We start from the raw sequence: 22,682 nt of genomic DNA, 5'->3' as shown, positions 1-22,682 counted from the left end.
GCGGTGGGTGCCCAAACACAACTCGATGTGGCGAAATTTGTCAAAATGACCGAATATATGCAAACTGCTTCTGTCGATCCGATTGAGGTTGTGCGCAGGCATTCGCTGACGACGCTGGTCCGCGACGAAATCGAACGGTACATCGTCGAAGGGGCGCTTGCACCTGGCGACAAACTCAACGAAGCCGACTGGGCGGCGCGTCTGCAGGTTTCGCGCGGACCGGTGCGCGAGGCGTTTCGCGCGCTGGAACAGGCGGGCCTCGTGCGTACCGAGAAAAACCGCGGCGTGTTCGTGCGGACGGTATCGCTCGCGGAAGCGGACGAGATTTACGCGGTGCGCGCGGTGCTCGAAGAGGCGGCGTGCCGGATGCTGGCTGCGAGCATCGATGCGCAGAAGCTGGCCGTATTGCGCGAGTGGCTCGACGCGATGCGCGCGGCGCTCGATGCGCAGGACCACGATGCCTACACGCGCGCCAATGTCGCGTTTCACGACGCGATCGTGGCGGCGTCGGGCAACGTCAAGCTGTATGAGACGTATCGAAGGCTGGTGAGCGAGTTGAGCCTGTTTCGCCGTGCCGCGCTGGTGGCGCACGCCGGCGCGATGGAGCGCTCGCTCGCCGAACATCGCGCGATTCTGACGGCGCTGGCTTCGCGCGACGCCGAACATGCCGCCGCGCTGATGCATGCGCATGTGAACGGCGGCCGGCAGCGCGCGCATGAGGCGTGCGAATCGGCGGGGCCGTTGGGTGCGGTGCGGATGTCGGTGGCGTCGAATGATTGAGATGGGTTGCAACGAATTGACTTAGAGCACGCGTGCTCTTCACGCATGGAAGGTAATGATGGAAAACGCAAGCGAACGTACGATCGAAGTCAATGGCCGCAGCTACCGGCTACCCTCGCAACCGACGGTTGTGGTGTGCGTCGACGGCTGCGAATACGATTACCTCGAAGCCGCGGTTGCTGCGGGCGTCGCGCCTTTCATCGGCAAGATGCTGAAGGACGGTGCGGCCTTTAAGGGCGACTGCGTGATTCCGTCGTTCACCAACCCGAATAATCTCTCGATCGTGTGCGGTGTGCCGCCCTCGGTGCATGGCATTTGCGGCAATTACTTCTGGGACCCTGACGCGAACGGCGGCGAAGGCGCGGAAGTGATGATGAACGATCCCGCGTATCTGCGCGCCGGCACTTTGCTGGCAGCCGCGGCGGAAGCCGGCGCCGCAGTTGCCGTGGTCACCGCCAAAGATAAACTGCGCCGCTTGCTCGGCTGGCAGTTGAAGGGCATCTGTTTCTCGGCGGAAAAAGCCGACAAGGTGACACGCGAAGAAAACGGCATCGACGAGGTACTCGATCTGGTCGGCCTGCCAGTGCCTGATGTATATAGCGCGGGTTTGTCCGAGTTCGTGTTCGCCGCCGGCGTGCGGCTTGCCGAAACCCGCAAGCTCGACCTGATGTATCTGTCGACCACCGATTACATCCAGCACAAATGGGCGCCGGGCACCCAGGGTGCGAACGACTTCTACGCGATGATGGACGGCTATCTCGCGAAGCTCGACGCACTCGGCTGGGTGATCGGCCTGACTGCCGACCACGGCATGAACGCCAAGCACGATCCGAAGACCGGCGAGCCGAACGTGATCTATCTGCAGGACGTGCTGGACGATTGGCTTGGTATTCGCCGCGCCCGTGTCATCTTGCCGATTACCGATCCCTATGTCGTGCATCACGGCGCGCTCGGTTCGTTCGCGACGATTTACCTGCCGCACGATGTCAGCGTTACTCAGGTGATCGAACGGATCGGTGGATTGCAGGGCATTGAAGTCGTGCTCGACAATCGCGCCGCGTGCGAGCGTTTCGAGCTGCCGCATGATCGCGTGGGCGATATCGTCGTGGTCAGTACCCGGCATGTGGTGCTCGGCACGCGTCGCGATGAACATGATCTGTCCGGACTGACCGTGCCGTTGCGCTCGCACGGCGGCATCTCCGAGCAGGAAGTGCCGCTGCTGTTCAATCGCCGCATCGAGGGTCTGCCCACCGGGAAACGGCTGCGCAACTTCGATATCTTCGACGTCGCGTTGAATCACGTGTCCGCATCATGAACGCCGTGCTGCGTGACCATCCGGCATTTCGCGCGGAAGCGCTGCGCCTCAAAGGCGAGCGCGCGACGCGCTCGCGCACGCTCGACGTGCTCGATCCTTTTACGGGTACACGCGTGGGCACGGTGCCGTTGGCGAGCATCGACGACGTGCGCGCCGCGTTCGAATATGCCGCTGCCTATCAGGCGAAGCTCACCCGCTACGAGCGTTCGCAGATTCTCGAACGCGCTGCTGCGTTGCTGCGGGAGCGGACCGAGGAAGCCTCGGACCTGATTTCGCTCGAGTCGGGTTTGTCGAAGCAGGATTCGCGCTATGAAATCGGCCGCGTCGCCGATGTGTTCAAGTTCGCTTCGATCGAAGCCCTGCGCGACGACGGCCAGAGTTTTTCGTGCGATCTGACGCCGCATGGCAAGAAGCGCCGCGTGTTTTCGCAGCGCGAGCCGCTGGAGGGGGTGATCGTCGCGATTACGCCGTTCAACCATCCGATGAACCAGGTCGCGCACAAGATCGCACCGGCTATTGCAACCAATAATCGCGTCGTGCTGAAGCCGTCGGAGAAGGTGCCGTTGTCGGCGTTCTATCTGGCGGACATTCTCTATGAAGCCGGTTTGCCCACGCCGATGCTGCAGGTGCTGACCGGTGATCCGCGCGAAATCGCCGATGAACTGATCACGCATCCGTTGGCGGAGCTCGTGACCTTTACGGGCGGCGTGGCGATCGGCAAATACATTGCGGCGAAGGCGGCTTACCGGCGCGTCGTGCTGGAACTGGGCGGCAACGATCCGCTGATCGTGCTCGAAGATGCCGATCTCGATCGTGCGGCGACGCTTGCCGTGCAGGGCTCGTATAAGAACTCCGGCCAGCGGTGTACCGCTGTCAAACGGATACTGGTGCAGAAGCGTATCGCGGCGGACTTCACCGATCTGGTCGTGGAGAAGACACGCGCATGGACCTACGGCGATCCGTTCGACGCGTCGAATCAGATGGGCACCGTGATCGATGTCGCCGCCGCGCAGCTATTCGAGGCACGTGTCAACGAGGCGGTGGCGAGTGGTGCGCGCTTGCGCATCGGCAACCGGCGCGATGGCGCGCTCTATTCGCCGACGGTGCTGGATGGCGTCGACCCTTCAATGACGCTGGTGCGCGAAGAAACCTTCGGCCCGGTGTCGCCGATCATCACCTTCGACACGCTCGACGACGCTATCCGGATCAGTAACGGTACGCCGTTCGGGTTGTCGTCCGGTGTGTGCACGAACCGGCAGGACGCGATCACGCGCTTCATCAACGAATTGCGTGTGGGGACGGTCAACGTGTGGGAAGTGCCGGGATACCGGATCGAGCTGACGCCGTTCGGCGGCATCAAGGATTCCGGGCTTGGCTATAAGGAAGGTGTTCAGGAAGCGATGAAGAGCTTCACCAACCTGAAGACCTTTTCATTACCTTGGGAGTAAGAGCGTGGCATTGAGTCTGAGCGACATCCGTTCGTTATATGAGCAATACGGCAGCCTCGCCTATAGCGGCGAGCCGGTGACGCAGCTTGAACATGCGTTGCAAAGTGGTGCGTTGGCGGAAGAGGCGGGCGTTCACGATGAACTCGTTGCCGCCGCGTTTTTGCACGACCTCGGCCACCTGCTGAATCTGCAAGGTGAAACGCCGACGGAGCGGGGCATCGACGATCTGCATCAGTATTTCGCGCTGCCGTTCTTGCGGCCGGTATTGTCGGATGCGGTGTTGGAGCCGATCCGGCTGCATGTCGACGCCAAGCGCTGCCTGTGTGCAATCGACGATACGTATTTCGGCCAGCTTTCCCCCGATTCGGTACGGAGTCTGGAACTGCAAGGCGGTATCTTCAGCAAGGAAGAGGCTGAAGTGTTCTTGCAGAAGCCGTATGCGGAGGACGCATTGCGCCTGCGTAAATGGGACGATCGCGCCAAAGAAAAGAACCGTGCGACGCCGGGCCTCGATCATTATTTGAGCGTCGTCGAGCGTGTGATGCAGGAGCATGCGGCTGCCTGAACGAGGTAGTTGTCGGCTGGTATTCGGATGAACGTGTTGTACCATCTTCGCGCCATGTCTGGCGCAATCCATGTCTATCGAAATAACGCTTGCAAGGCGCGGTGCGGCTCGCTAGAATCTCGCTCTTTCGTGCTTCGGACAGCGAGGCACGGGAGGCGGGAGAGCCAGCAGTGGCAAGGCTTTGCGCGAAGTGAACGGGTTCAGGAAGTTATAAAAACCTGTTGACGGCGTAGCGGAAGTTCTTCATAATCTCGTTTCTCTGCTGCAGATGCAGCGACGCAGAACGAAGCGGTGCCGGTGGTTGCGAGGTATGCGGCACGGTGCGGTTTCGGTAGTGAATGCGGATCGATCTTTAAAAATTAACAGCCGATAAGTGTGGGCGCTTGATGCGCGACGCGCGCCGGAGCCTTCGGGGTCCGGCATAAGCGAAAGTATCAAGTCTCACACTAGTATTAAAGGAAGGTTTTCCTGTCGGGGTGGATTCACGCCGATGGGATGATCATTCGTCAGTACGTTGAGTGAGCGACCGGGTTCGAAAGAGCCCGAAAAACAGTAACAGGTTTGAACTGAAGAGTTTGATCCTGGCTCAGATTGAACGCTGGCGGCATGCCTTACACATGCAAGTCGAACGGCAGCACGGACTTCGGTCTGGTGGCGAGTGGCGAACGGGTGAGTAATACATCGGAACGTGTCCTGTAGTGGGGGATAGCCCGGCGAAAGCCGGATTAATACCGCATACGCTCTACGGAGGAAAGGGGGGGATCTTAGGACCTCTCGCTACAGGGGCGGCCGATGGCAGATTAGCTAGTTGGTGGGGTAAAGGCCTACCAAGGCGACGATCTGTAGCTGGTCTGAGAGGACGACCAGCCACACTGGGACTGAGACACGGCCCAGACTCCTACGGGAGGCAGCAGTGGGGAATTTTGGACAATGGGCGCAAGCCTGATCCAGCAATGCCGCGTGTGTGAAGAAGGCCTTCGGGTTGTAAAGCACTTTTGTCCGGAAAGAAAACCTCCGCCCTAATATGGTGGGGGGATGACGGTACCGGAAGAATAAGCACCGGCTAACTACGTGCCAGCAGCCGCGGTAATACGTAGGGTGCAAGCGTTAATCGGAATTACTGGGCGTAAAGCGTGCGCAGGCGGTTCGCTAAGACAGATGTGAAATCCCCGGGCTTAACCTGGGAACTGCATTTGTGACTGGCGGGCTAGAGTATGGCAGAGGGGGGTAGAATTCCACGTGTAGCAGTGAAATGCGTAGAGATGTGGAGGAATACCGATGGCGAAGGCAGCCCCCTGGGCCAATACTGACGCTCATGCACGAAAGCGTGGGGAGCAAACAGGATTAGATACCCTGGTAGTCCACGCCCTAAACGATGTCAACTAGTTGTCGGGTCTTCATTGACTTGGTAACGTAGCTAACGCGTGAAGTTGACCGCCTGGGGAGTACGGTCGCAAGATTAAAACTCAAAGGAATTGACGGGGACCCGCACAAGCGGTGGATGATGTGGATTAATTCGATGCAACGCGAAAAACCTTACCTACCCTTGACATGTATGGAACCCTGCTGAGAGGTGGGGGTGCCCGAAAGGGAGCCATAACACAGGTGCTGCATGGCTGTCGTCAGCTCGTGTCGTGAGATGTTGGGTTAAGTCCCGCAACGAGCGCAACCCTTGTCCCTAGTTGCTACGCAAGAGCACTCTAGGGAGACTGCCGGTGACAAACCGGAGGAAGGTGGGGATGACGTCAAGTCCTCATGGCCCTTATGGGTAGGGCTTCACACGTCATACAATGGTCGGAACAGAGGGTTGCCAAGCCGCGAGGTGGAGCCAATCCCAGAAAACCGATCGTAGTCCGGATCGCACTCTGCAACTCGAGTGCGTGAAGCTGGAATCGCTAGTAATCGCGGATCAGCATGCCGCGGTGAATACGTTCCCGGGTCTTGTACACACCGCCCGTCACACCATGGGAGTGGGTTTTACCAGAAGTGGCTAGTCTAACCGCAAGGAGGACGGTCACCACGGTAGGATTCATGACTGGGGTGAAGTCGTAACAAGGTAGCCGTATCGGAAGGTGCGGCTGGATCACCTCCTTTCTCGAGCTAACGTGTCAATGCGTTGAGCGCTCACGCTTATCGGCTGTGAATTAGGACAGTAAGTCAGACAGACTGAGGGGTCTGTAGCTCAGTCGGTTAGAGCACCGTCTTGATAAGGCGGGGGTCGATGGTTCGAATCCATCCAGACCCACCATTGTCTTGTCTGCGATGGCTGCGCTAGTCGATGAACCCTGAAGTGTGATGATGCTATCTGTGCATGACTGGGGGATTAGCTCAGCTGGGAGAGCACCTGCTTTGCAAGCAGGGGGTCGTCGGTTCGATCCCGTCATCCTCCACCAATCTTCAATGCCGGTTTTACTGCGGCAAGCCCTGAAAGGGGTTTGCGGTGTAGTGAAACAGGCATTGGCGATTGAGCCAGTCAGAGTGATACGCGGTTATAGCAATCGTGATATCGGCTGTCGTTCTTTAACAATCAGGAAGAAGTAGTAAAGAGATTCACGAAAGCATACTTAGAGATGGGTGTGTGAGTAGGTGAATCAGGGTTGTGATTGTATCAATGTATTTTTAAGTGATCGAAAGATTGCTTTGGAATACGGCGCAACACGAATACTCAACCTGTAGCGATTGTGGCGAAGGTGGCATTCCCAGTGAATGACACATGAGACACACCCGTTATAGGGTCAAGCGAACAAGTGCATGTGGTGGATGCCTTGGCGATCACAGGCGATGAAGGACGCGGTAGCCTGCGAAAAGCGACGGGGAGCTGGCAAACGAGCTTTGATCCGTCGATGTCCGAATGGGGAAACCCACCTCTTTTGAGGTATCCGTAACTGAATACATAGGTTACGTGAAGCGAACGCGGTGAACTGAAACATCTAAGTAACCGCAGGAAAAGAAATCAACCGAGATTCCCAGAGTAGTGGCGAGCGAAATGGGATCAGCCTGTACTCTTTATTCTTATTGTTAGTCGAAGGCTCTGGAAAGTGCCGCCATAGCAGGTGATAGCCCTGTAGACGAAAACAGTTTGAAAGAACTAGGTGTACGACAAGTAGGGCGGGACACGTGAAATCCTGTCTGAAGATGGGGGGACCATCCTCCAAGGCTAAATACTCGTGATCGACCGATAGTGAACCAGTACCGTGAGGGAAAGGCGAAAAGAACCCCGGGAGGGGAGTGAAACAGATCCTGAAACCGCATGCATACAAACAGTCGGAGCCTCGCAAGGGGTGACGGCGTACCTTTTGTATAATGGGTCAGCGACTTACATTCAGTGGCAAGCTTAACCGATTAGGGCAGGCGTAGCGAAAGCGAGTCCGAACAGGGCGTTCAGTCGCTGGGTGTAGACCCGAAACCAGGTGATCTATCCATGGCCAGGATGAAGGTGCGGTAACACGTACTGGAGGTCCGAACCCACTAACGTTGAAAAGTTAGGGGATGAGCTGTGGATAGGGGTGAAAGGCTAAACAAACCTGGAAATAGCTGGTTCTCTCCGAAAACTATTTAGGTAGTGCCTCGTGTATCACCTTCGGGGGTAGAGCACTGTCATGGTTGTGGGGTCCATTGCGGATTACTACGCCATAGCAAACTCCGAATACCGAAGAGTGCAATCACGGGAGACAGACATCGGGTGCTAACGTCCGGTGTCAAGAGGGAAACAACCCAGACCGCCAGCTAAGGTCCCCAAATATTGCTAAGTGGGAAACGAAGTGGGAAGGCTAAAACAGTCAGGAGGTTGGCTTAGAAGCAGCCATCCTTTAAAGAAAGCGTAATAGCTCACTGATCGAGTCGTCCTGCGCGGAAGATGTAACGGGGCTAAGCAATATACCGAAGCTGCGGATGCACATTTATGTGCATGGTAGGAGAGCGTTCCGTAAGCCTGCGAAGGTGCACTGGAAAGTGTGCTGGAGGTATCGGAAGTGCGAATGCTGACATGAGTAGCGATAAAGGGGGTGAAAGGCCCCCTCGCCGTAAGCCCAAGGTTTCCTACGCAACGTTCATCGGCGTAGGGTGAGTCGGCCCCTAAGGCGAGGCAGAAATGCGTAGCTGATGGGAAGCAGGTTAATATTCCTGCACCATTGTTAAATGCGATGGGGGGACGGATCGCGGAAGGTTGTCCGGGTGTTGGAAGTCCCGGTCCTTGCATTGGAGAAGGCGCTTTGGCAAATCCGGGCGCGGAATTCAAGGGTGCGAGGCCATTCACTTAGGTGAAGAAGCAACTGGAAGTGGTTCCAAGAAAAGCCTCTAAGCTTCAGTTTAACAGGACCGTACCGCAAACCGACACAGGTGGGCGAGATGAGTATTCTAAGGCGCTTGAGAGAACTCGGGAGAAGGAACTCGGCAAATTGGTACCGTAACTTCGGGATAAGGTACGCCCCTGTAGCTTGACTGGCCTGCGCCAGAAGGGTGAAGGGGTTGCAATAAACTGGTGGCTGCGACTGTTTAATAAAAACACAGCACTCTGCAAACACGAAAGTGGACGTATAGGGTGTGACGCCTGCCCGGTGCCGGAAGATTAAATGATGGGGTGCAAGCTCTTGATTGAAGTCCCGGTAAACGGCGGCCGTAACTATAACGGTCCTAAGGTAGCGAAATTCCTTGTCGGGTAAGTTCCGACCTGCACGAATGGCGTAACGATGGCCACACTGTCTCCTCCCGAGACTCAGCGAAGTTGAAGTGTTTGTGATGATGCAATCTCCCCGCGGCTAGACGGAAAGACCCCATGAACCTTTACTGTAGCTTTGCATTGGACTTTGAACCGATCTGTGTAGGATAGGTGGGAGGCTATGAAGCGTGGACGCCAGTCTGCGTGGAGCCGTCCTTGAAATACCACCCTGGTTTGTTTGAGGTTCTAACCTTGGTCCGTTATCCGGACTGGGGACAGTGCATGGTAGGCAGTTTGACTGGGGCGGTCTCCTCCCAAAGTGTAACGGAGGAGTACGAAGGTACGCTAGGTACGGTCGGAAATCGTGCTGATAGTGCAATGGCATAAGCGTGCTTAACTGCGAGACCGACAAGTCGAGCAGGTGCGAAAGCAGGTCATAGTGATCCGGTGGTTCTGTATGGAAGGGCCATCGCTCAACGGATAAAAGGTACTCTGGGGATAACAGGCTGATACCGCCCAAGAGTTCATATCGACGGCGGTGTTTGGCACCTCGATGTCGGCTCATCTCATCCTGGGGCTGTAGCCGGTCCCAAGGGTATGGCTGTTCGCCATTTAAAGAGGTACGTGAGCTGGGTTTAAAACGTCGTGAGACAGTTTGGTCCCTATCTGCCGTGGGCGCTGGATATTTGAAGGGGGCTGCTCCTAGTACGAGAGGACCGGAGTGGACGAACCTCTGGTGTACCGGTTGTCACGCCAGTGGCATCGCCGGGTAGCTATGTTCGGAAGAGATAACCGCTGAAAGCATCTAAGCGGGAAACTCGCCTTAAGATGAGATATCCCCGGGGCTTCGAGCCCCTTGAAGGGTCGTTCAAGACCAGGACGTTGATAGGTCAGGTGTGGAAGCGCAGTAATGCGTTAAGCTAACTGATACTAATTGCCCGTAAGGCTTGATCCTATAACAGGTGTGTTTCGTTTCGGGTTGCGCTTTAGCGCTTAGCCGAAACAACCCCCGCAGGGGGCAGCACACAGGTTGAGATCAGTGTTGTGCCGGAAACAACACAACCCCCGAATCTCCCTCTGGTGAGCATCACCAGAAACTACTTCTTCCAGATTGGCTGTCTTGCCCCAAGGCACTACAGCAACAAGTCATGCCTGATGACCATAGCGAGTCGGTCCCACCCCTTCCCATCCCGAACAGGACCGTGAAACGACTCCACGCCGATGATAGTGCGGATTCCCGTGTGAAAGTAGGTAATCGTCAGGCTCCCCTGCAGCAACAGAAACCCCACCCCAAAAGGTGGGGTTTCTGCGTTTACGGCGGCAACGAACAGCTCGGCAAAGCAGACCCGGACCGCGCTACGCAGCCGCGCCATCACGACCGCGACAGTCCGCCCACTGCCTTGCGCAGGCAAGATCTACCCTTCCTCTTCAAATCTGCCTCAGTGTGCAGCAACGTCCCAGCCCTCGGTACCAAGACTCCCACAGACGCCAAGCTATCCGTCCACCTGCCCGACCTCCGCAAGTAATGCCTCGTCGCGTGCAATCACCTTTGGCAGATGCGTACGGAAGAATTCGACCCACGTCCGCGTCTTCGCGTCGATGAATTTGCGTGACGGGTACAGTGCATAAACATTCGTCTTCTGCAGCGTATATTCGGGCAATACGCGGATCAACGTCCCGTCACGTAATCCGGTGATCGCGGCATACAGCGGTACCATGCCGATGCCCATTCCCTCGCGAATCGCGACGAGCAGCGATTCTGCGATGTTCACATGCACAGGACCGTTCACTTCCATCATCTCGCTGCCGTTCGGGCCGTCGAGTACCCATTCGTGGGGTGGAAATGCCGGCGTGTGCAGGATCAGACACTCGTGATGCGCCAGATCGCCCGGCAGTTGCGGCGCGCCATGCGCACGCACGTAAGCAGGCGATGCGCACAGAATGCTGAAAGTTGTACCAAGCGGGAGCGACACGAGATCGGAATTCGGCAGAGTCGAGGCGGTGATCACCGCGACGTCAGCGCTGCCTTCGAATAAATCGGGCATGCGCTGGGACAACGTCAGCTCGACGGTTACTTCGGGATAAAGCGCGCGATAGCGCGAGATGGCCGGCAGTACGTAATGTTGACCGATGCTGGCAAAGCTATGCATACGCAACGCGCCGCTCGGGCGTTCGTGCGCGCAACTTGCTTCTTCTTCGGCCGTATCGACATCGGCAAGGATCTGCTGGGATCGCTTCAGGTAACGCTCGCCTGCCGTGGTGAGCGCGAGTCGCCGCGTTGACCGGTTCAGCAGGCGCGTACGTAGATGAGCTTCGAGTTCTGAGACGGCGCGGGACATTGCGCCGGTTGTCGAATTGAGCGACTGCGCAGCGGCGGTAAAACTACCGGCTTCAACTACGCGCACGAACACTCGCATATTTTGTAACGTATCCATCAATCCTTCTATTTCACGGCTGAAGCCATATTGTCCGCTTGTCCCACATGCGCATTGTTGTTCGTTCTGGAAGGGACGTTCCTTGCCCGTCGTATTAATGTGGGTAACGCATGCTCCTACAATCGGCGCCTTGCCTGCCGGCGTGCGCAGAGTTCACCGGCGCTTCTTTCAGCGACAAACCGGGACGCGTTGATTTCTGATGAAACGTCAACATGCGATCAAACCGACGGCGGATTCCCGCCGGCAGTGGAGCGTCATGTTGCCAACGCTCAGTCTGGCGGTTCGAGACTGGGCGAATAGTGATGGTTTGATCTGGCTGCATCTGCTGAAGACGGTCACCGCGGGTCTCATGGCGCTGGGCATTGCGATGCTGCTCGATCTGCCGCAGCCGCGCATCGCGATGACAACGGTGTTTGTGCTGATGCAGCCGTTCAGCGGCATGGTGCTCGCCAAGAGTTTCTACCGGATTCTCGGAACCGCGGTGGGCACGATCGCGGCTTTGGTGCTCGGCGCGTTGTTCGTCCAGCAGCCCGAGCTGTACATGCTGGGCATGACTGGCTGGGTGAGCGCCTGTATCGCGGCAGCAGTCCGGTATCGGCATTTCAGATGGTACGGTTTCGTGCTGGCGGGTTATACCGCGGCCCTGATTGGCATTCCGAATGTCACGGCGCCTCACGACCTGTTTCTGGCGGCGTTCACGCGCGCGGCGGAGGTGGTGGTTGGCATCGTGTGTTCGAGTGCAGTGAGCGCACTGATTGTGCCACAGCGTTCCAGCCTCGCATTGCGGCGCGCGCTACAAATTCGATACGCAAATTTTACTGCGTTCGCTGCCGATGTGCTGGGTCGTGGGATCAAGCGCGGCCAGTTCGAGCGGCGCTTCGCGGACCTCGTCGACGAGATCGTCGGTTTCGAAGCGACGCGCACTTTTGCTGCCTTCGAAGATCCGGCCATGCGTTCGCGCAGTCAGCATCTCAGCCGTCTGAACGGTGAATTCATGGATGCATGTGCGCGACTGCACGCATTGCATCAACTTCTCAAGCGTCTGCGTGACAGCGGCCCGCGCCATATGATCGAAGCCATCACGCCATACTTCCGCGAGTTGTCGGCGCTGCTGGCGTCAACCGGGGACGAGAGCATCGATGCATCGCGCCTTGCAGTCCGTATGCGGCTCTTTCAGGCCGGCTTGCCGCGGCGTGTGCGCGAAACGAGACGGCCACTGGAAGCCGCGCCCGCTGAATCACTTGCGGACTTCGATACGGCCGCGGAATTGCTCTATCGGTTTGTCGACGAATGGATCCGTTACTCCGACACCTACGCCTCTTTGGTGCTGTCCAAACCAGGAGGCCGGCCGCGCACTGCGGGCCGCTACGAGAGCAAGACGAACGGCTTCGTGGTCGCATTCACCTTTGCAAGATCGGCGGCGGTCATGGCGATTGCCGGCTGGTTCTGGATCGCCACTGACTGGCCGAGCGGCGGTCTTGCGGTGATCGGCGCGGCGCTGGCTTGCGCGTTGACATCCACGGCGCCGAACGCGTCGAAAATGGCCGTGCAAATGGCAGTCGGCGCAGTGTTGGCGACTATGACCGGTTATCTTTTCACGTGCTACGTGTATCCGAACATCGACGGTTTTCCGCTGCTTTGCGCGATGCTCGCACCGGTCCTTGCACTCGGCGCCTTCATTGCATCGCGCAAGCTCATGGCTGGGTATGGCATCGGCTTTTCGGTGTTCTTCTGCCTGCTTGCCGGACCGGACAATGTCGTCACGTATGCGCCTGACCTGCTGATCAACAACGGGATGGCGATCACGGCGTCGCTCCTGCTTGCAGCGATCGCTTTCGCGGTGATCTTTCCTGCAGATATGCCGTGGCTCACCGAGCGAATCAAGGGTGATTTGCGTGCGCAAGCCGTGTCTGCGTGCAAAGACAAATTGCTCGGGCTCAATCAGCGCTTTCAGTCGAGCACGCACGATCTGACCTCGCAGTTGCGCATGCTGCTGCCTCACCGCTCCCGTCGCTCCCGCCGGCGTGATGCTTTGCGCTGGATGCTCGTCACCCTCGAAGTAGGGCAAGCCGTGATCGATCTGCGTAATGAAGCGGCGCATGCCGGTTACGCGCGCGCTCTTCATCCGCGCTGGAGCAGCAGCCTCACGAGAGCTTGTGACGACCTCGCGCGACTCTTCGAGCGGCCTGACGTGCGGAGTCTCGAGCGTGCACTTGTATCAGTGCGCTCCGCCACATGGATCGCGCAAGACGTCCTGGAAACCGTGCATGCCGAGCGCGACAAGCGGCACGACCTCCAGCGCATCCTGAGCTGCCTGCATTTCATCCGCACAGCGTTGCTCGACAAAGACGCGCCCTTCAATGCACGTTGACCGTGTGCGTCGAATCGGACGTACGTCCCGATCCTTCTGCCAGATGGAAAGATCACTTCCGCCCAGCCCGGTTTATCTGCGCATGCAGCGGTCATATAGTTTCATCGCTGCCACGCAATCCCCCAAGGGGAATTTCTACGGGGCGCAACCGTAAGTACTGGAGAACGAAATGAATGCGTTGAAGATTGTCCTGATTGCCTGCTCTTTGTCCGCTGTTGTCGCTCATGCACAAACGGCTCCGGCCGCCTCTGAACAGCAGGTCGCGCAAGCGAGTGCGCCACGCGCGGATAGCGTCGCTGCGCAACACCGCGTTGTTGCACCGAAGGCCAAAACTGAAGAATGCGTCGGGCCTGTGAGCTTCTGTAATATCTACTTCGGCAGCTAAACAGCGCCACGCGTATCACCTGCCGTACCTGTAGGACCCGTCGCGAGACTTTGCACGCGACGAAACACCTGGCCGCGATGCCTTGCTATAGAGGCGCTGCGGCGGGTGCGACAAGCCGGCTACTGAGCGAAGCACACCACAGACGTGCGCACCGGTAGGCTGGACTGGTGACCATGGAGAGACTCAGTCATGTACGAAGACCGGATTCGTTGTGCCGCGCTGCGCGGAAAGATCACTTCAGCCGCCGAGGCGGCGCTTCTGATTCAGGACGGCATGCGTGTCGGCGCCAGCGGTTTTACGCGCGCGGGTGACGCGAAGGCTGTCCCGGTTGCACTCGCCGAACGGGTGCGCCAGGAAGGCAAGCCGCTGCAGATTACGTTGATGACCGGCGCATCGCTCGGTCATGACGTGGACCGCATGCTTACGGAGGCGCACGTGTTGGCGCGCCGCTTGCCGTTTCAAGTGGACAAGACTCTGCGCGACGCAATCAACCGCGGCGAAGTGATGTTCGTCGACCAGCATCTGTCTGAAACGGTCGAGATGCTGCGCGCAAATCAGCTCGGCAAACTCGACATCGCGGTTATCGAAGCCGTTGCGATCACCGAAACTGGGGGCATTGTACCGACCACTTCAGTCGGCAACTCGGCCAGCTTCGCGATCCTCGCCGACAAAGTCATCGTCGAAATCAATCTTGCCCAGCCGCTCGCTCTGGAGGGGCTGCACGACATCTGGATTCCAGGCCGCAGGCCAAACCGCGAACCGCTGCCAATCATGCGTCCGCAAGACCGCGTTGGCACGCAAGCCATCGAAATCCCGCTTGAGAAAATCGCGGCCATTGTGATCACCGATAAGGCGGACAGCCCATCTACAGTGCTGCCCGCGGATGCGGAAACCGAACTGATCGCCAGCCATCTGATCGCGTTTTTCCAGCATGAAGTGTCGCGGGGGCGCATGTCCCCGCACTTGCCGCCGTTGCAGGCGGGTATCGGCACAATTGCCAATGCAGTGCTGGCCGGCTTTGTCGATTCGCCTTTCGAGGCTTTCGAAATTTACTCAGAAGTGCTGCAGGATTCGACCTTCGACCTGATGGACGCCGGCAAGGTGACGTTCGCCTCGGGGGCGTCGATCACGTTGTCGGCCGCGCGTCAGGCGCAGGTATTCGGTGAAATCGAGCGCTATCGCGAGCGCCTGGTGCTGCGTCCGCAGGAAGTCAGCAACCATCCTGAAGTGATTCGCCGGCTCGGTCTGATCGCGTTGAATACCGCATTGGAATTCGACATCTACGGTAATGTGAATTCCACCCACGTGGGCGGCACGCACATGATGAACGGCATTGGCGGCTCGGGCGATTTCTCACGCAATGCGTCATGCGCGATCTTTGCAACGAAGTCGATGGCGAAGGGTGGCCGCATTTCGAGTGTCGTGCCCATGGTCCCGCATTGCGATCACAACGAACACGATGTGGACGTGGTCGTGACGGAGCAGGGCCTCGCGGATCTACGCGGATTGGCACCGAGAGAACGCGCTACGCTGATCATTGAGAAGTGCGCGCATCCGCTCTATCGCGATCTGCTTCGCGACTACTATCGTGACGCCTTGCAATGGGGTGGGCAAACGCCGCATCGGTTGGACCAGGCTTTTGCCTGGCATACGCGGCTGCGTGACACCGGCTCGATGTTGCCGGCAGTAGAGGGGCGTCTCTAAACACCCGGTAAAGCCGGCGTCAGGTGGCATTCGCCCCTGACGCCGTAAGACATCAGGTGCAACGCTCAGGTACCACGCCGGACGAGCCGGATAAGAAACAGCAGAATGACGGCGCCGATCACAGCCGTAATGATCGAACCGATCCAGCCGCCGCCGAGCGAAATGTGCAACACACCGGCAAGCCAGCCGCCGATGAACGCGCCGACAATCCCGACAATGATGTCGACGATCAGGCCAAAGCCGCCGCCCTTGACGAGCACGCCAGCCAGCCAGCCGGCGATCGCGCCGATGATGAGCCATGCAATGATGCCGTGTTCCATAATCGAGACTCCATGGTTGAGTGTGAAAAATTCACGGTGACAGAGCTTAGTCGATGGTTATGGGACAGTCCATATTCAGGACGTGGAATTAACATTGTCTAAATCTATTGCAAGCTAAGTGTAGACGATGCGCGCGAATATGGGGAGCTTACGCGCAGTGACTCATTCCGGAGTCGGCTCCGCTTCTTTGGCTGTCCAGCTGACGCTCGACACGCCTTTTTCCATACTGACGCGGCTCGCCATCTGTTCGAGCTTCGGCTGATCTTTCGGATGCAGCTTTAATGTTGCCGTAACGCGGATGCGTCCGGCATCGCCTTCGACGTCTTCGCTCGTAAGGCTCTGGAAGGACAGCGGCGCCGAGTACATCGAGTTGGATACCGCGGTACGAATGTGAATTTCATCGGCTTCCCGGCAGACGATCGTCAGCACATACTCGCGCACGAGGTCGGCGTCCGAAACGGGCGCCGCGTTGATGGCACGGCTCACTTCACGCAGCACCGTATTGGTCAGCAGTACGACCGCGGTGCCGGCGAGGGCCGGGCCGTAGTGTCCCGCACCGCACAATACGCCGACCGCCGCCGAGCACCACAACGTCGCGGCGGTGTTGATCCCCTGAATGGAGCCCTTGTCGCGCATGATCACACCGCCGCCGAGAAAGCCGACGCCGGATACGACATACGCGGCAATCTGCGTAATGCCGGCGGTGCCGTTGCCGGTCAGCACGCCGAGCGTGACGAACAGGCAGGCGCCGCTGGCGACCAGCGTGATGGTGCGCAGGCCGGCATTGCGTTGGCGCATCTGCCGTTCGAGGCCGATCGCGACGCCGCAGCTGAAGGCGGCAAGGAGCCGCAAGACGAATTCAATTGTCATCGATAAGAAAGGTTGAGGCGCGTGTTCGCACAGTGTGGACCTTACGCGTGACAGCATCACGTAGTCCACACATGGAACGTGGCGGCCGTCAGGCGTGACGAGGCAAGCGAGCGCAAGGCTCGCGTGCTGAAAGTCATGGAGCAACGGCCTGGCACGGAGCCATGCAGCGCTTCACTGGCAGTACGAGGGTATAAACGACGTGCACCGTCGGGCCCGAAGGCAAGACGGCGACAGGCAAAGGCTGGCGCGGAAATCTTGCCGATCAGGCGATCGGGCGGATCGAAGCTCGACTGGTACTACTGCTACTGTCCAAGATCGTGATTCCGGTTAAATGAGCTGGGCGAATTTTAGGCAGCTCTGCAAAGTTAAGTCAAGCCGGGATAAAGCCGGGCGACGGAATGCGTTGTGGGATGTCTGCGGAATCTCTCACAACAAGCACGGAATTTTCCTCGCATAAATACGGACTCCGAATATTGACGATGTCCATCCCGGAAAACACACTGTTTGCACACTTCGAAACACGTCGTGGGTTTTGGTGCTCAATCCGCGCCTCACTTCTCACGGTTTCGCCCAGAAAATTTTCGGTTGTCCTTGCGCCATGCCGGGCGCATCCGATTTGCGCGGCATCGTCTCTTTTCCGCTGTTCACCCCATTGAGGAATGTATGAAAGATAAGGCTCTTGGCATCATTGCCGGTGCATTGATTACGGTTGCTCCGCTTATGTCGTTCGCAGCCGGTTTGCCGGCGCCGTTTGAAGGCAACAGCACGCTGCAGGCAGATGGCGTTGTGAAGTCGGTCGATCAGGCCAGACATTCGGTGACCGTGCTCGACGCACAGGGCGGCGAAGCTTCGTTCAATATCACCGATGCGAGCAACCTGGCGCAGATCAAGCAGGGCGGCAAGGTGCACGTCCGGATGATGCGCACCGCCACGATCAGCGTGACGCGTGGTGCCGACGGCCACGGCACGGCTGCTCAACCGGTACAGCAGAACACTGCGCAGAACGTGACCGCTGAAGTTCAGGCTATCGACCACGCGTCCGGCGTCATGGCCTTGAAGAGCCCGAATGGCGCCGTGTTTCATATTCAGGGGCGCGAGCCGGCAAAGGTCGCCGGCGTGACGCCGGGCATGCAGGTATCGGTAGCGTTCGCGCCGCAGGTCAGCGTGGCCGTGGCGCCCGCGCAGTAATTCAAATTCGGCGTTTCAGTCGGGCTCGCCGGGCACAAGGCGCAATCGCGTGATCTCCGAGGGGGCGCCAAGGCGCTTCGGCGGTCCCCAGTAGCCGGTGCCGCGGCTTGTGTAGACCCACAGGCCGTTCAGTCGTGCGAGACCGGCCGTGAACGGCTGCTGGAAGCGCACAAAGAAATTCCACGGGAAGAACTGGCCACCGTGCGTGTGGCCGGATAGCTGCAGCGTAAAACCTGCTGCTGCGGCTGCTTCTGCAGAGCGCGGCTGGTGTGCGAGCAGCACCTTGATCAACACGTCGCCCGGCGCGCCGGCGAGGGCCGCAACGGGGTCGCTGCGATGCAATGGGTCGTGATGGCCCGCCGAGTAGTCAGTCACTCCGGCAATCACGGCACGCGCGCCGTCGTGTTCCACGATCACATGCTCGTTAAGCAGAACGTTTAACCCCAGGCGCCGGAATTCGTCGATCCAGGCGTTCGCGCCGGCGTAATACTCGTGGTTACCGGTCACGAGGAACGCGCCGTGACGCGCACTGAGTCGCGACAGGGGCTGCGTGTGCCTGGTCAGTTGCGGCACGCTGCCGTCTACCACATCGCCGGTGACGGCGATCAGATCCGGCTTCAGACGATTCACCGCGTCGACGATCGCATCTACATAACGGCCTTTGATGGTCGGACCCACGTGGATATCGCTGATCTGGACGATCGTGAAGCCGTCGAGTGCAGGCGGCAAATCGTCGATCGGCACTTCGATCGTGACCACCCTGGCGCGGCGCCGTGCGTTGAACAGGCCGACGAGTGTCGAGAGCAAAGCAAGCAACGGTACCGCCGCCGCCGTGCCGATGCGCCAGTGCGCGATCGCAATCGTGTTCGGCCAGATTGCATCGACGGTAAGCAGCGAGGCGAGCGCCAGATCGCGCACAAACGTCAGAACCAGTAGCGATGAGAAGAACCCCATCGCCAGCAGGCCGACCCAGGCGAGCCGGTCGCCGAGCGGCTGTTGTTTGATGGTGCGCGCCAGCATGCCGAGCGGTATCAGAAAGATCGACAGCACCAGCCATAACGCGCACAGCCATCGGCCGGTGGCATTGACCGGCATGTCGGGAATCAACCGAAATCCGACATAGATATGCAGCAGGATGCCAATCAGAATGATTCGAACAAGAAACGATGAGCGGCGCATAGGGAGGATAGAGGCGGGAAGGGGCCGATATGAGCGGAAAATCGGCGGTGGCTCGCCAACCGCAACCATGAAAAAGCGGACGAGCCGGATCATTCTACCGAGATGTGGAACCCCTTGCCGAAGGCACCAGGTTTGCTCCCAGGGGACGGTCGAATACGTTCATGTTCGACCCGGCACGCAGGTGGCGCGCTGCAGCAATTTGCCTTGTCGCGCACTGCCTGTCTGAACTGCTGCAGTGCTCTAATTAAATGGGCTTTGAATTGTGTTGTGCGTGGACTATTCTCAAATAGGACGGGTTTGTTTCAGGGCCATCGCGGCCCGGTAATGGATCGTTGTCGCCGGTTGAGGGCGAGGCAGGAGACGCATCATGAAACTGCTTGGATCAGGCAATCACGTACGCGGCGCGCTGCATGGGCATCACGTCGGACGAGAGGGCAGCCACGTCATGCTGCCGCTGGTGGGCATATCGTTGATGGCGCTCGCTCTGTATTTCGGCGTACGCGATATCGACTTCTCCGAGTTGGGCAAAAACGCGTTATTCGACGTCGTGATGCTAAGCGTTGCGCTCGGCATCGCGGGACTGTTCGGCGTCGTCGGCGCGTGGTTGCGTTCCAATGGCGACGACGCCGACGAAGGCTTCTGCTTCATCGGCGCGTTGATCGGCGCAGTCGTGTTTTATGTTGCAATCTTCAGATAAACGTACCGGCTGTCAAAGACCTGTCAGACGATCCGGGCGGCTTCGTCGAAGGAGAAGCGCGGACTGCGCGCGAACAGCTTTGACGGATCGCCGTAGCCCAGATTGATCAGGAAGTTCGACTTCACGGTCGTGCCGGAGAAGAACGCTTCGTCGACCTTGGCCGCGTCGAACCCTGACATTGGACCCGTGTCCAGGCCGAGCGCACGGGCTGCGAGAATCAGATAGCCGCCCTGCAGCGTCGAATTGCGAAAGGCCGTATCCGCGATTGCCTTGTCGTTGCCGGCGAACCAGCTGCGGGCGTCGGCATGCGGAAACAGTTTCGGCAGATGCTCGTAAAACGCCATGTCCATCCCGACGATTACCGTGACCGGCGCTGCCATCGTCTTCTCGAGATTGCCCGGCGAGAGAGCCGGGCGCAGCTTCTCTTTGCCTTCGGGCGTTTTCACGTACACAAAGCGGCCGGGGCTCGAATTGGCCGAGGTCGGCCCGAGCAGCACGAGTTCGGTGATTTGCCTGAGCACGGCGTCGTCGACTGGTTTGGCCTGCCAGCCGTTATGTGTGCGCGCTTCGCGAAAGAGCTGGTCGAGAGCCTGATCGGAAAGTGTCATGGTGGTAGTCCGTTGAAGTAGCCAGGTGAAAAAGGTGAATGACAGCGCAAGCCGCAGGCGTGAGCGTCGCCATCGTTGCCGCCATAATAGCCAGGGTTCTTACTCGCGCACGTGCCACGTGTGCAATCGCATTCAGACCATCTCATGGCGGATCTTTTCGATGACCTTCCGGCGCCCGACGTCGACTGGTACCCCGAGTGGCTTGCCCCCGAAGCGGCGGCGCAGGCTTTAACGCAACTCATCGGCGAAGTGGAATGGCGTCAGGACATGATGGGCACGCCTGCCGGTCGCGTGCCGTTGCCGCGGCTGACGGCCTGGCAGGGTGAGCCGGACGCGGTCTACGTCTACTCCGGAATTCGCAACGTGCCTCAACCGTGGACCCCGACCGTTGCCGGTCTCAGGACCGCTGTGGAGGCGGCCTGCAACGCGCGCTTTAACAGCGTGCTGATCAACCGATACCGCAGCGGCACCGACAGCATGGGATGGCACGCGGACCGCGAGCCGGAGCTCGGCGCCCGGCCGGTGATTGCGTCGATCAGCCTGGGCGTCGCGCGCACTTTCGACTTACGGCACAACGGGACCGGCGTCGTGCAGTCGTTTTCGCTGAAGGGCGGCAGCTTGCTGGTGATGCGGGGCGATACGCAGGCTAACTGGTGGCATCGCGTGCCGAAGGAGCCGCGTGTGGCGGGTGAGCGAATCAATCTGACGTTTCGCTGGGTGATGCCGCGCGGGGCAAATCGCTAGCTTGCGGGTTGGCCGTCGGCCATGTAAGCCTTGGCCCGAAGCCCGAAGCCCGAAGCCCGAAGCCCGAAGCCCGAAGCCCGAAGCCCGAAGCCCGAAGCCCCAAAACCACTCACTGCCCGCTCAAACCTGACACCGAGCACTTAAGCGCATAAAAGCATCTACCACGCGACACTCCAGCGCCACCCACCCCCGAGCGAACCGCACAGCATTACCCGCGTCCATGGCAAAGCCGAACCCGCCCGCTATACCGAAATTGGTATCGCCTGCGCGAATCATATGATTGGACGGTTAACGCCCCAGACACTACGCTACAGCACGATCCACGCACCATGAGGGCCGCAAACGCTGGGCGGGTTCGATGGATCGCCTACACAACAACGATCAGGAGACAGTCATGGCGAATACACGACGCGCCGCATGCCGTGCGTTGGGCGCACTCGCGCTTTGCTCGAGCATCGGTGCGCTGGCGCTGACAACGCCGGGCGCTTACGCGCAGGACAAACAGATCACACTCGGTTTCGCGCAGGTCGGCGCGGAAAGCGCATGGCGAACCGCCAACACCGAGTCGGTGAAATCCGCGGCGGCGGACGCGAAGATCAAGCTCAAATTCTCCGACGCCCAGCAAAAGCAGGAAAACCAGATCAAGGCGATCCGCTCATACATTGCGCAGAAAGTCGACGTGATCGCGTTTTCTCCGGTCGTCGAATCCGGCTGGGAGCCGGTGCTGCGCGAAGCGAAAGCCGCAAAAATTCCGGTGATCCTGACCGACCGCAACATCGACGTGAAGGATACGTCGCTCTACGTGACGATGATCGGCTCGGACTTCATGGAAGAGGGCCGCCGCGGTGGTCATTGGCTTGCCGATCACTATAAGAATGATGCGGGCCCGATCAACATCGCCGAACTTCAGGGAACGGTCGGCTCCGCACCTGCCAACGACCGACATTCCGGTCTGATCGAGGTGATCAAAAGCGATCCCAAGTTCAAGATTATCGCCTCGCAAAGCGGCGACTTCACACTTGCCGGTGGCAAGCAGGTGATGGAGGCGTTTATAAAAACCTATGGAAATAAAATAAATGTAGTTTATGCGCATAACGACGATATGGCGCTCGGCGCCATCCAGGCGATGGAAGAGGCCGGCATGCATCCGGGCAAGGACATCACCGTCGTCTCGTTCGATGCGACCAAGGGCGGCTTCCAGGCAATGGCCGCGGGCAAGATGAACGTCGACGTGGAGTGCAGTCCGTTGCTGGGACCGCAACTGATGTCGGCGGTCAAGGACGTAGTGGCCGGCAAGCCGCTGCCCAAGCGCATCCTGACGGAGGAAACGGTCTTCCCGATGAGCGTCGCGGCGCAGACTCTGCCGACACGCAAGTATTGAGGCGGACAGCATCGTGGCAAAGTACGGATAGCTAA

The 22,682-nt window shown here is 58.9% G+C and carries 16 protein-coding genes, 2 tRNA genes and 3 rRNA genes; 16 read left to right on the top strand and 5 right to left on the bottom strand.

The features are described from left to right. Positions 1-45 precede the first annotated feature (45 nt). The 9 genes from ACOSV0_RS31965 (at position 46) to rrf (ending at position 10,029) form a co-directional block, all read left to right on the top strand. The gene (locus tag ACOSV0_RS31965; RefSeq protein ID WP_434111441.1) at positions 46-780 is read left to right on the top strand and encodes a phosphonate utilization associated transcriptional regulator; all 735 of its coding nucleotides are present in this window, start codon (positions 46-48) and stop codon (positions 778-780) included. A 55-nt stretch (positions 781-835) separates the two neighbouring features. Next, positions 836-2,095 (top strand): phosphonoacetate hydrolase, encoded by a 1,260-nt coding sequence (gene phnA, locus ACOSV0_RS31960; RefSeq protein ID WP_434111439.1) that lies wholly within the window; start codon positions 836-838, stop codon positions 2,093-2,095. After that, positions 2,092-3,543 carry a phosphonoacetaldehyde dehydrogenase gene (phnY, locus tag ACOSV0_RS31955; protein ID WP_434111438.1) on the top strand — a complete coding sequence of 484 codons (1,452 nt, stop codon included), beginning with the start codon at positions 2,092-2,094 and terminating at the stop codon, positions 3,541-3,543. The genes phnA and phnY overlap by 4 nt, the downstream gene beginning before the upstream one ends. Positions 3,544-3,547: 4 nt before the next feature. After that, positions 3,548-4,108, top strand: a complete 561-nt coding sequence (locus ACOSV0_RS31950; protein WP_434111436.1) for a phosphonate degradation HD-domain oxygenase — start codon at positions 3,548-3,550, stop codon at positions 4,106-4,108. A 563-nt stretch (positions 4,109-4,671) separates the two neighbouring features. Beyond that, positions 4,672-6,202 (top strand): 16S ribosomal RNA (locus tag ACOSV0_RS31945). A gap of 77 nt (positions 6,203-6,279) precedes the next feature. Next, positions 6,280-6,356: transfer RNA gene (locus tag ACOSV0_RS31940), tRNA-Ile, on the top strand. Positions 6,357-6,425: 69 nt separating this feature from the next. Beyond that, positions 6,426-6,501: transfer RNA gene (locus ACOSV0_RS31935), tRNA-Ala, on the top strand. 340 nt (positions 6,502-6,841) lie between these two features. Further along, positions 6,842-9,720: ribosomal RNA gene (locus ACOSV0_RS31930) — 23S ribosomal RNA — on the top strand. A gap of 196 nt (positions 9,721-9,916) precedes the next feature. Continuing rightward, positions 9,917-10,029 (top strand): 5S ribosomal RNA (rrf, locus tag ACOSV0_RS31925). Together the 16S, 23S and 5S rRNA genes with 2 tRNA genes alongside form the textbook arrangement of a ribosomal RNA operon. A 229-nt stretch (positions 10,030-10,258) precedes the next feature. Here the strand turns inward: rrf and ACOSV0_RS31920 are convergent. Continuing rightward, entirely contained in the window at positions 10,259-11,200 is a 942-nt protein-coding gene (locus ACOSV0_RS31920; protein WP_434111435.1) for a LysR family transcriptional regulator, read from the bottom strand. A gap of 199 nt (positions 11,201-11,399) precedes the next feature. Between ACOSV0_RS31920 and ACOSV0_RS31915 the strand changes: the two genes are divergently transcribed. The 3 genes from ACOSV0_RS31915 to ACOSV0_RS31905 all read left to right on the top strand — a co-directional run bounded on the left by ACOSV0_RS31915 (position 11,400) and on the right by ACOSV0_RS31905 (position 15,660). Next, positions 11,400-13,571, top strand: coding sequence for an FUSC family protein (locus tag ACOSV0_RS31915; RefSeq protein WP_434111433.1), 2,172 nt, complete (start codon positions 11,400-11,402; stop codon positions 13,569-13,571). 169 nt (positions 13,572-13,740) lie between these two features. Further along, a complete protein-coding gene (locus ACOSV0_RS31910) occupies positions 13,741-13,956 on the top strand; it encodes a hypothetical protein (protein WP_434111431.1) in 216 nt (71 codons plus the stop codon). Positions 13,957-14,145: 189 nt separating this feature from the next. Further along, complete coding sequence (locus ACOSV0_RS31905; protein WP_434111430.1) at positions 14,146-15,660, top strand: acetyl-CoA hydrolase/transferase family protein; 1,515 nt, start codon at positions 14,146-14,148, stop codon at positions 15,658-15,660. 65 nt (positions 15,661-15,725) lie between these two features. Here the strand turns inward: ACOSV0_RS31905 and ACOSV0_RS31900 are convergent, their stop codons facing one another. Both ACOSV0_RS31900 and ACOSV0_RS31895 read right to left on the bottom strand, forming a co-directional pair. Next, positions 15,726-15,980, bottom strand: coding sequence for a GlsB/YeaQ/YmgE family stress response membrane protein (locus ACOSV0_RS31900; protein WP_028197420.1), 255 nt, complete (start codon positions 15,978-15,980; stop codon positions 15,726-15,728). Between the two features lie 162 nt (positions 15,981-16,142). After that, entirely contained in the window at positions 16,143-16,850 is a 708-nt protein-coding gene (locus ACOSV0_RS31895; RefSeq protein WP_434111427.1) for an MgtC/SapB family protein, read from the bottom strand. A gap of 663 nt (positions 16,851-17,513) precedes the next feature. Here ACOSV0_RS31895 and ACOSV0_RS31890 point away from each other — a divergent pair. Further along, on the top strand, positions 17,514-18,038 hold the full coding sequence (locus ACOSV0_RS31890; protein WP_434111426.1) for a hypothetical protein: 525 nt from the start codon (positions 17,514-17,516) through the stop codon (positions 18,036-18,038). A 15-nt stretch (positions 18,039-18,053) separates the two neighbouring features. Here ACOSV0_RS31890 and ACOSV0_RS31885 read toward each other — a convergent pair whose 3' ends face one another. After that, on the bottom strand, positions 18,054-19,217 hold the full coding sequence (locus tag ACOSV0_RS31885) for a metallophosphoesterase (protein ID WP_434111424.1): 1,164 nt from the start codon (positions 19,215-19,217) through the stop codon (positions 18,054-18,056). Between the two features lie 367 nt (positions 19,218-19,584). Here ACOSV0_RS31885 and ACOSV0_RS31880 point away from each other — a divergent pair, with 367 nt between their 5' ends. Beyond that, entirely contained in the window at positions 19,585-19,914 is a 330-nt protein-coding gene (locus ACOSV0_RS31880) for a hypothetical protein (RefSeq protein ID WP_434111422.1), read from the top strand. Positions 19,915-19,937: 23 nt separating this feature from the next. Here the strand turns inward: ACOSV0_RS31880 and ACOSV0_RS31875 are convergent, their stop codons facing one another. Then, positions 19,938-20,522 carry a malonic semialdehyde reductase gene (locus ACOSV0_RS31875; protein WP_434111420.1) on the bottom strand — a complete coding sequence of 195 codons (585 nt, stop codon included), beginning with the start codon at positions 20,520-20,522 and terminating at the stop codon, positions 19,938-19,940. Positions 20,523-20,666: 144 nt separating this feature from the next. On the opposite strand from ACOSV0_RS31875, the gene ACOSV0_RS31870 reads away from it, so the two are divergent. Both ACOSV0_RS31870 and ACOSV0_RS31865 read left to right on the top strand, forming a co-directional pair. Further along, a complete protein-coding gene (locus tag ACOSV0_RS31870; protein WP_434111418.1) occupies positions 20,667-21,266 on the top strand; it encodes an alpha-ketoglutarate-dependent dioxygenase AlkB family protein in 600 nt (199 codons plus the stop codon). A gap of 394 nt (positions 21,267-21,660) precedes the next feature. Then, positions 21,661-22,647 (top strand): ABC transporter substrate-binding protein, encoded by a 987-nt coding sequence (locus ACOSV0_RS31865; protein ID WP_434111416.1) that lies wholly within the window; start codon positions 21,661-21,663, stop codon positions 22,645-22,647. The last annotated feature ends 35 nt before the right edge of the window (positions 22,648-22,682 follow it).

Origin of the sequence: Paraburkholderia caffeinilytica (assembly GCF_051027425.1) — a bacterium.
Taxonomy (GTDB): Bacteria; Pseudomonadota; Gammaproteobacteria; order Burkholderiales; family Burkholderiaceae; genus Paraburkholderia; species Paraburkholderia caffeinilytica_A.
The sequence above is the reverse complement of the archived record's forward strand: the minus strand, read 5'-3'. Positions and strand labels throughout refer to the sequence as shown.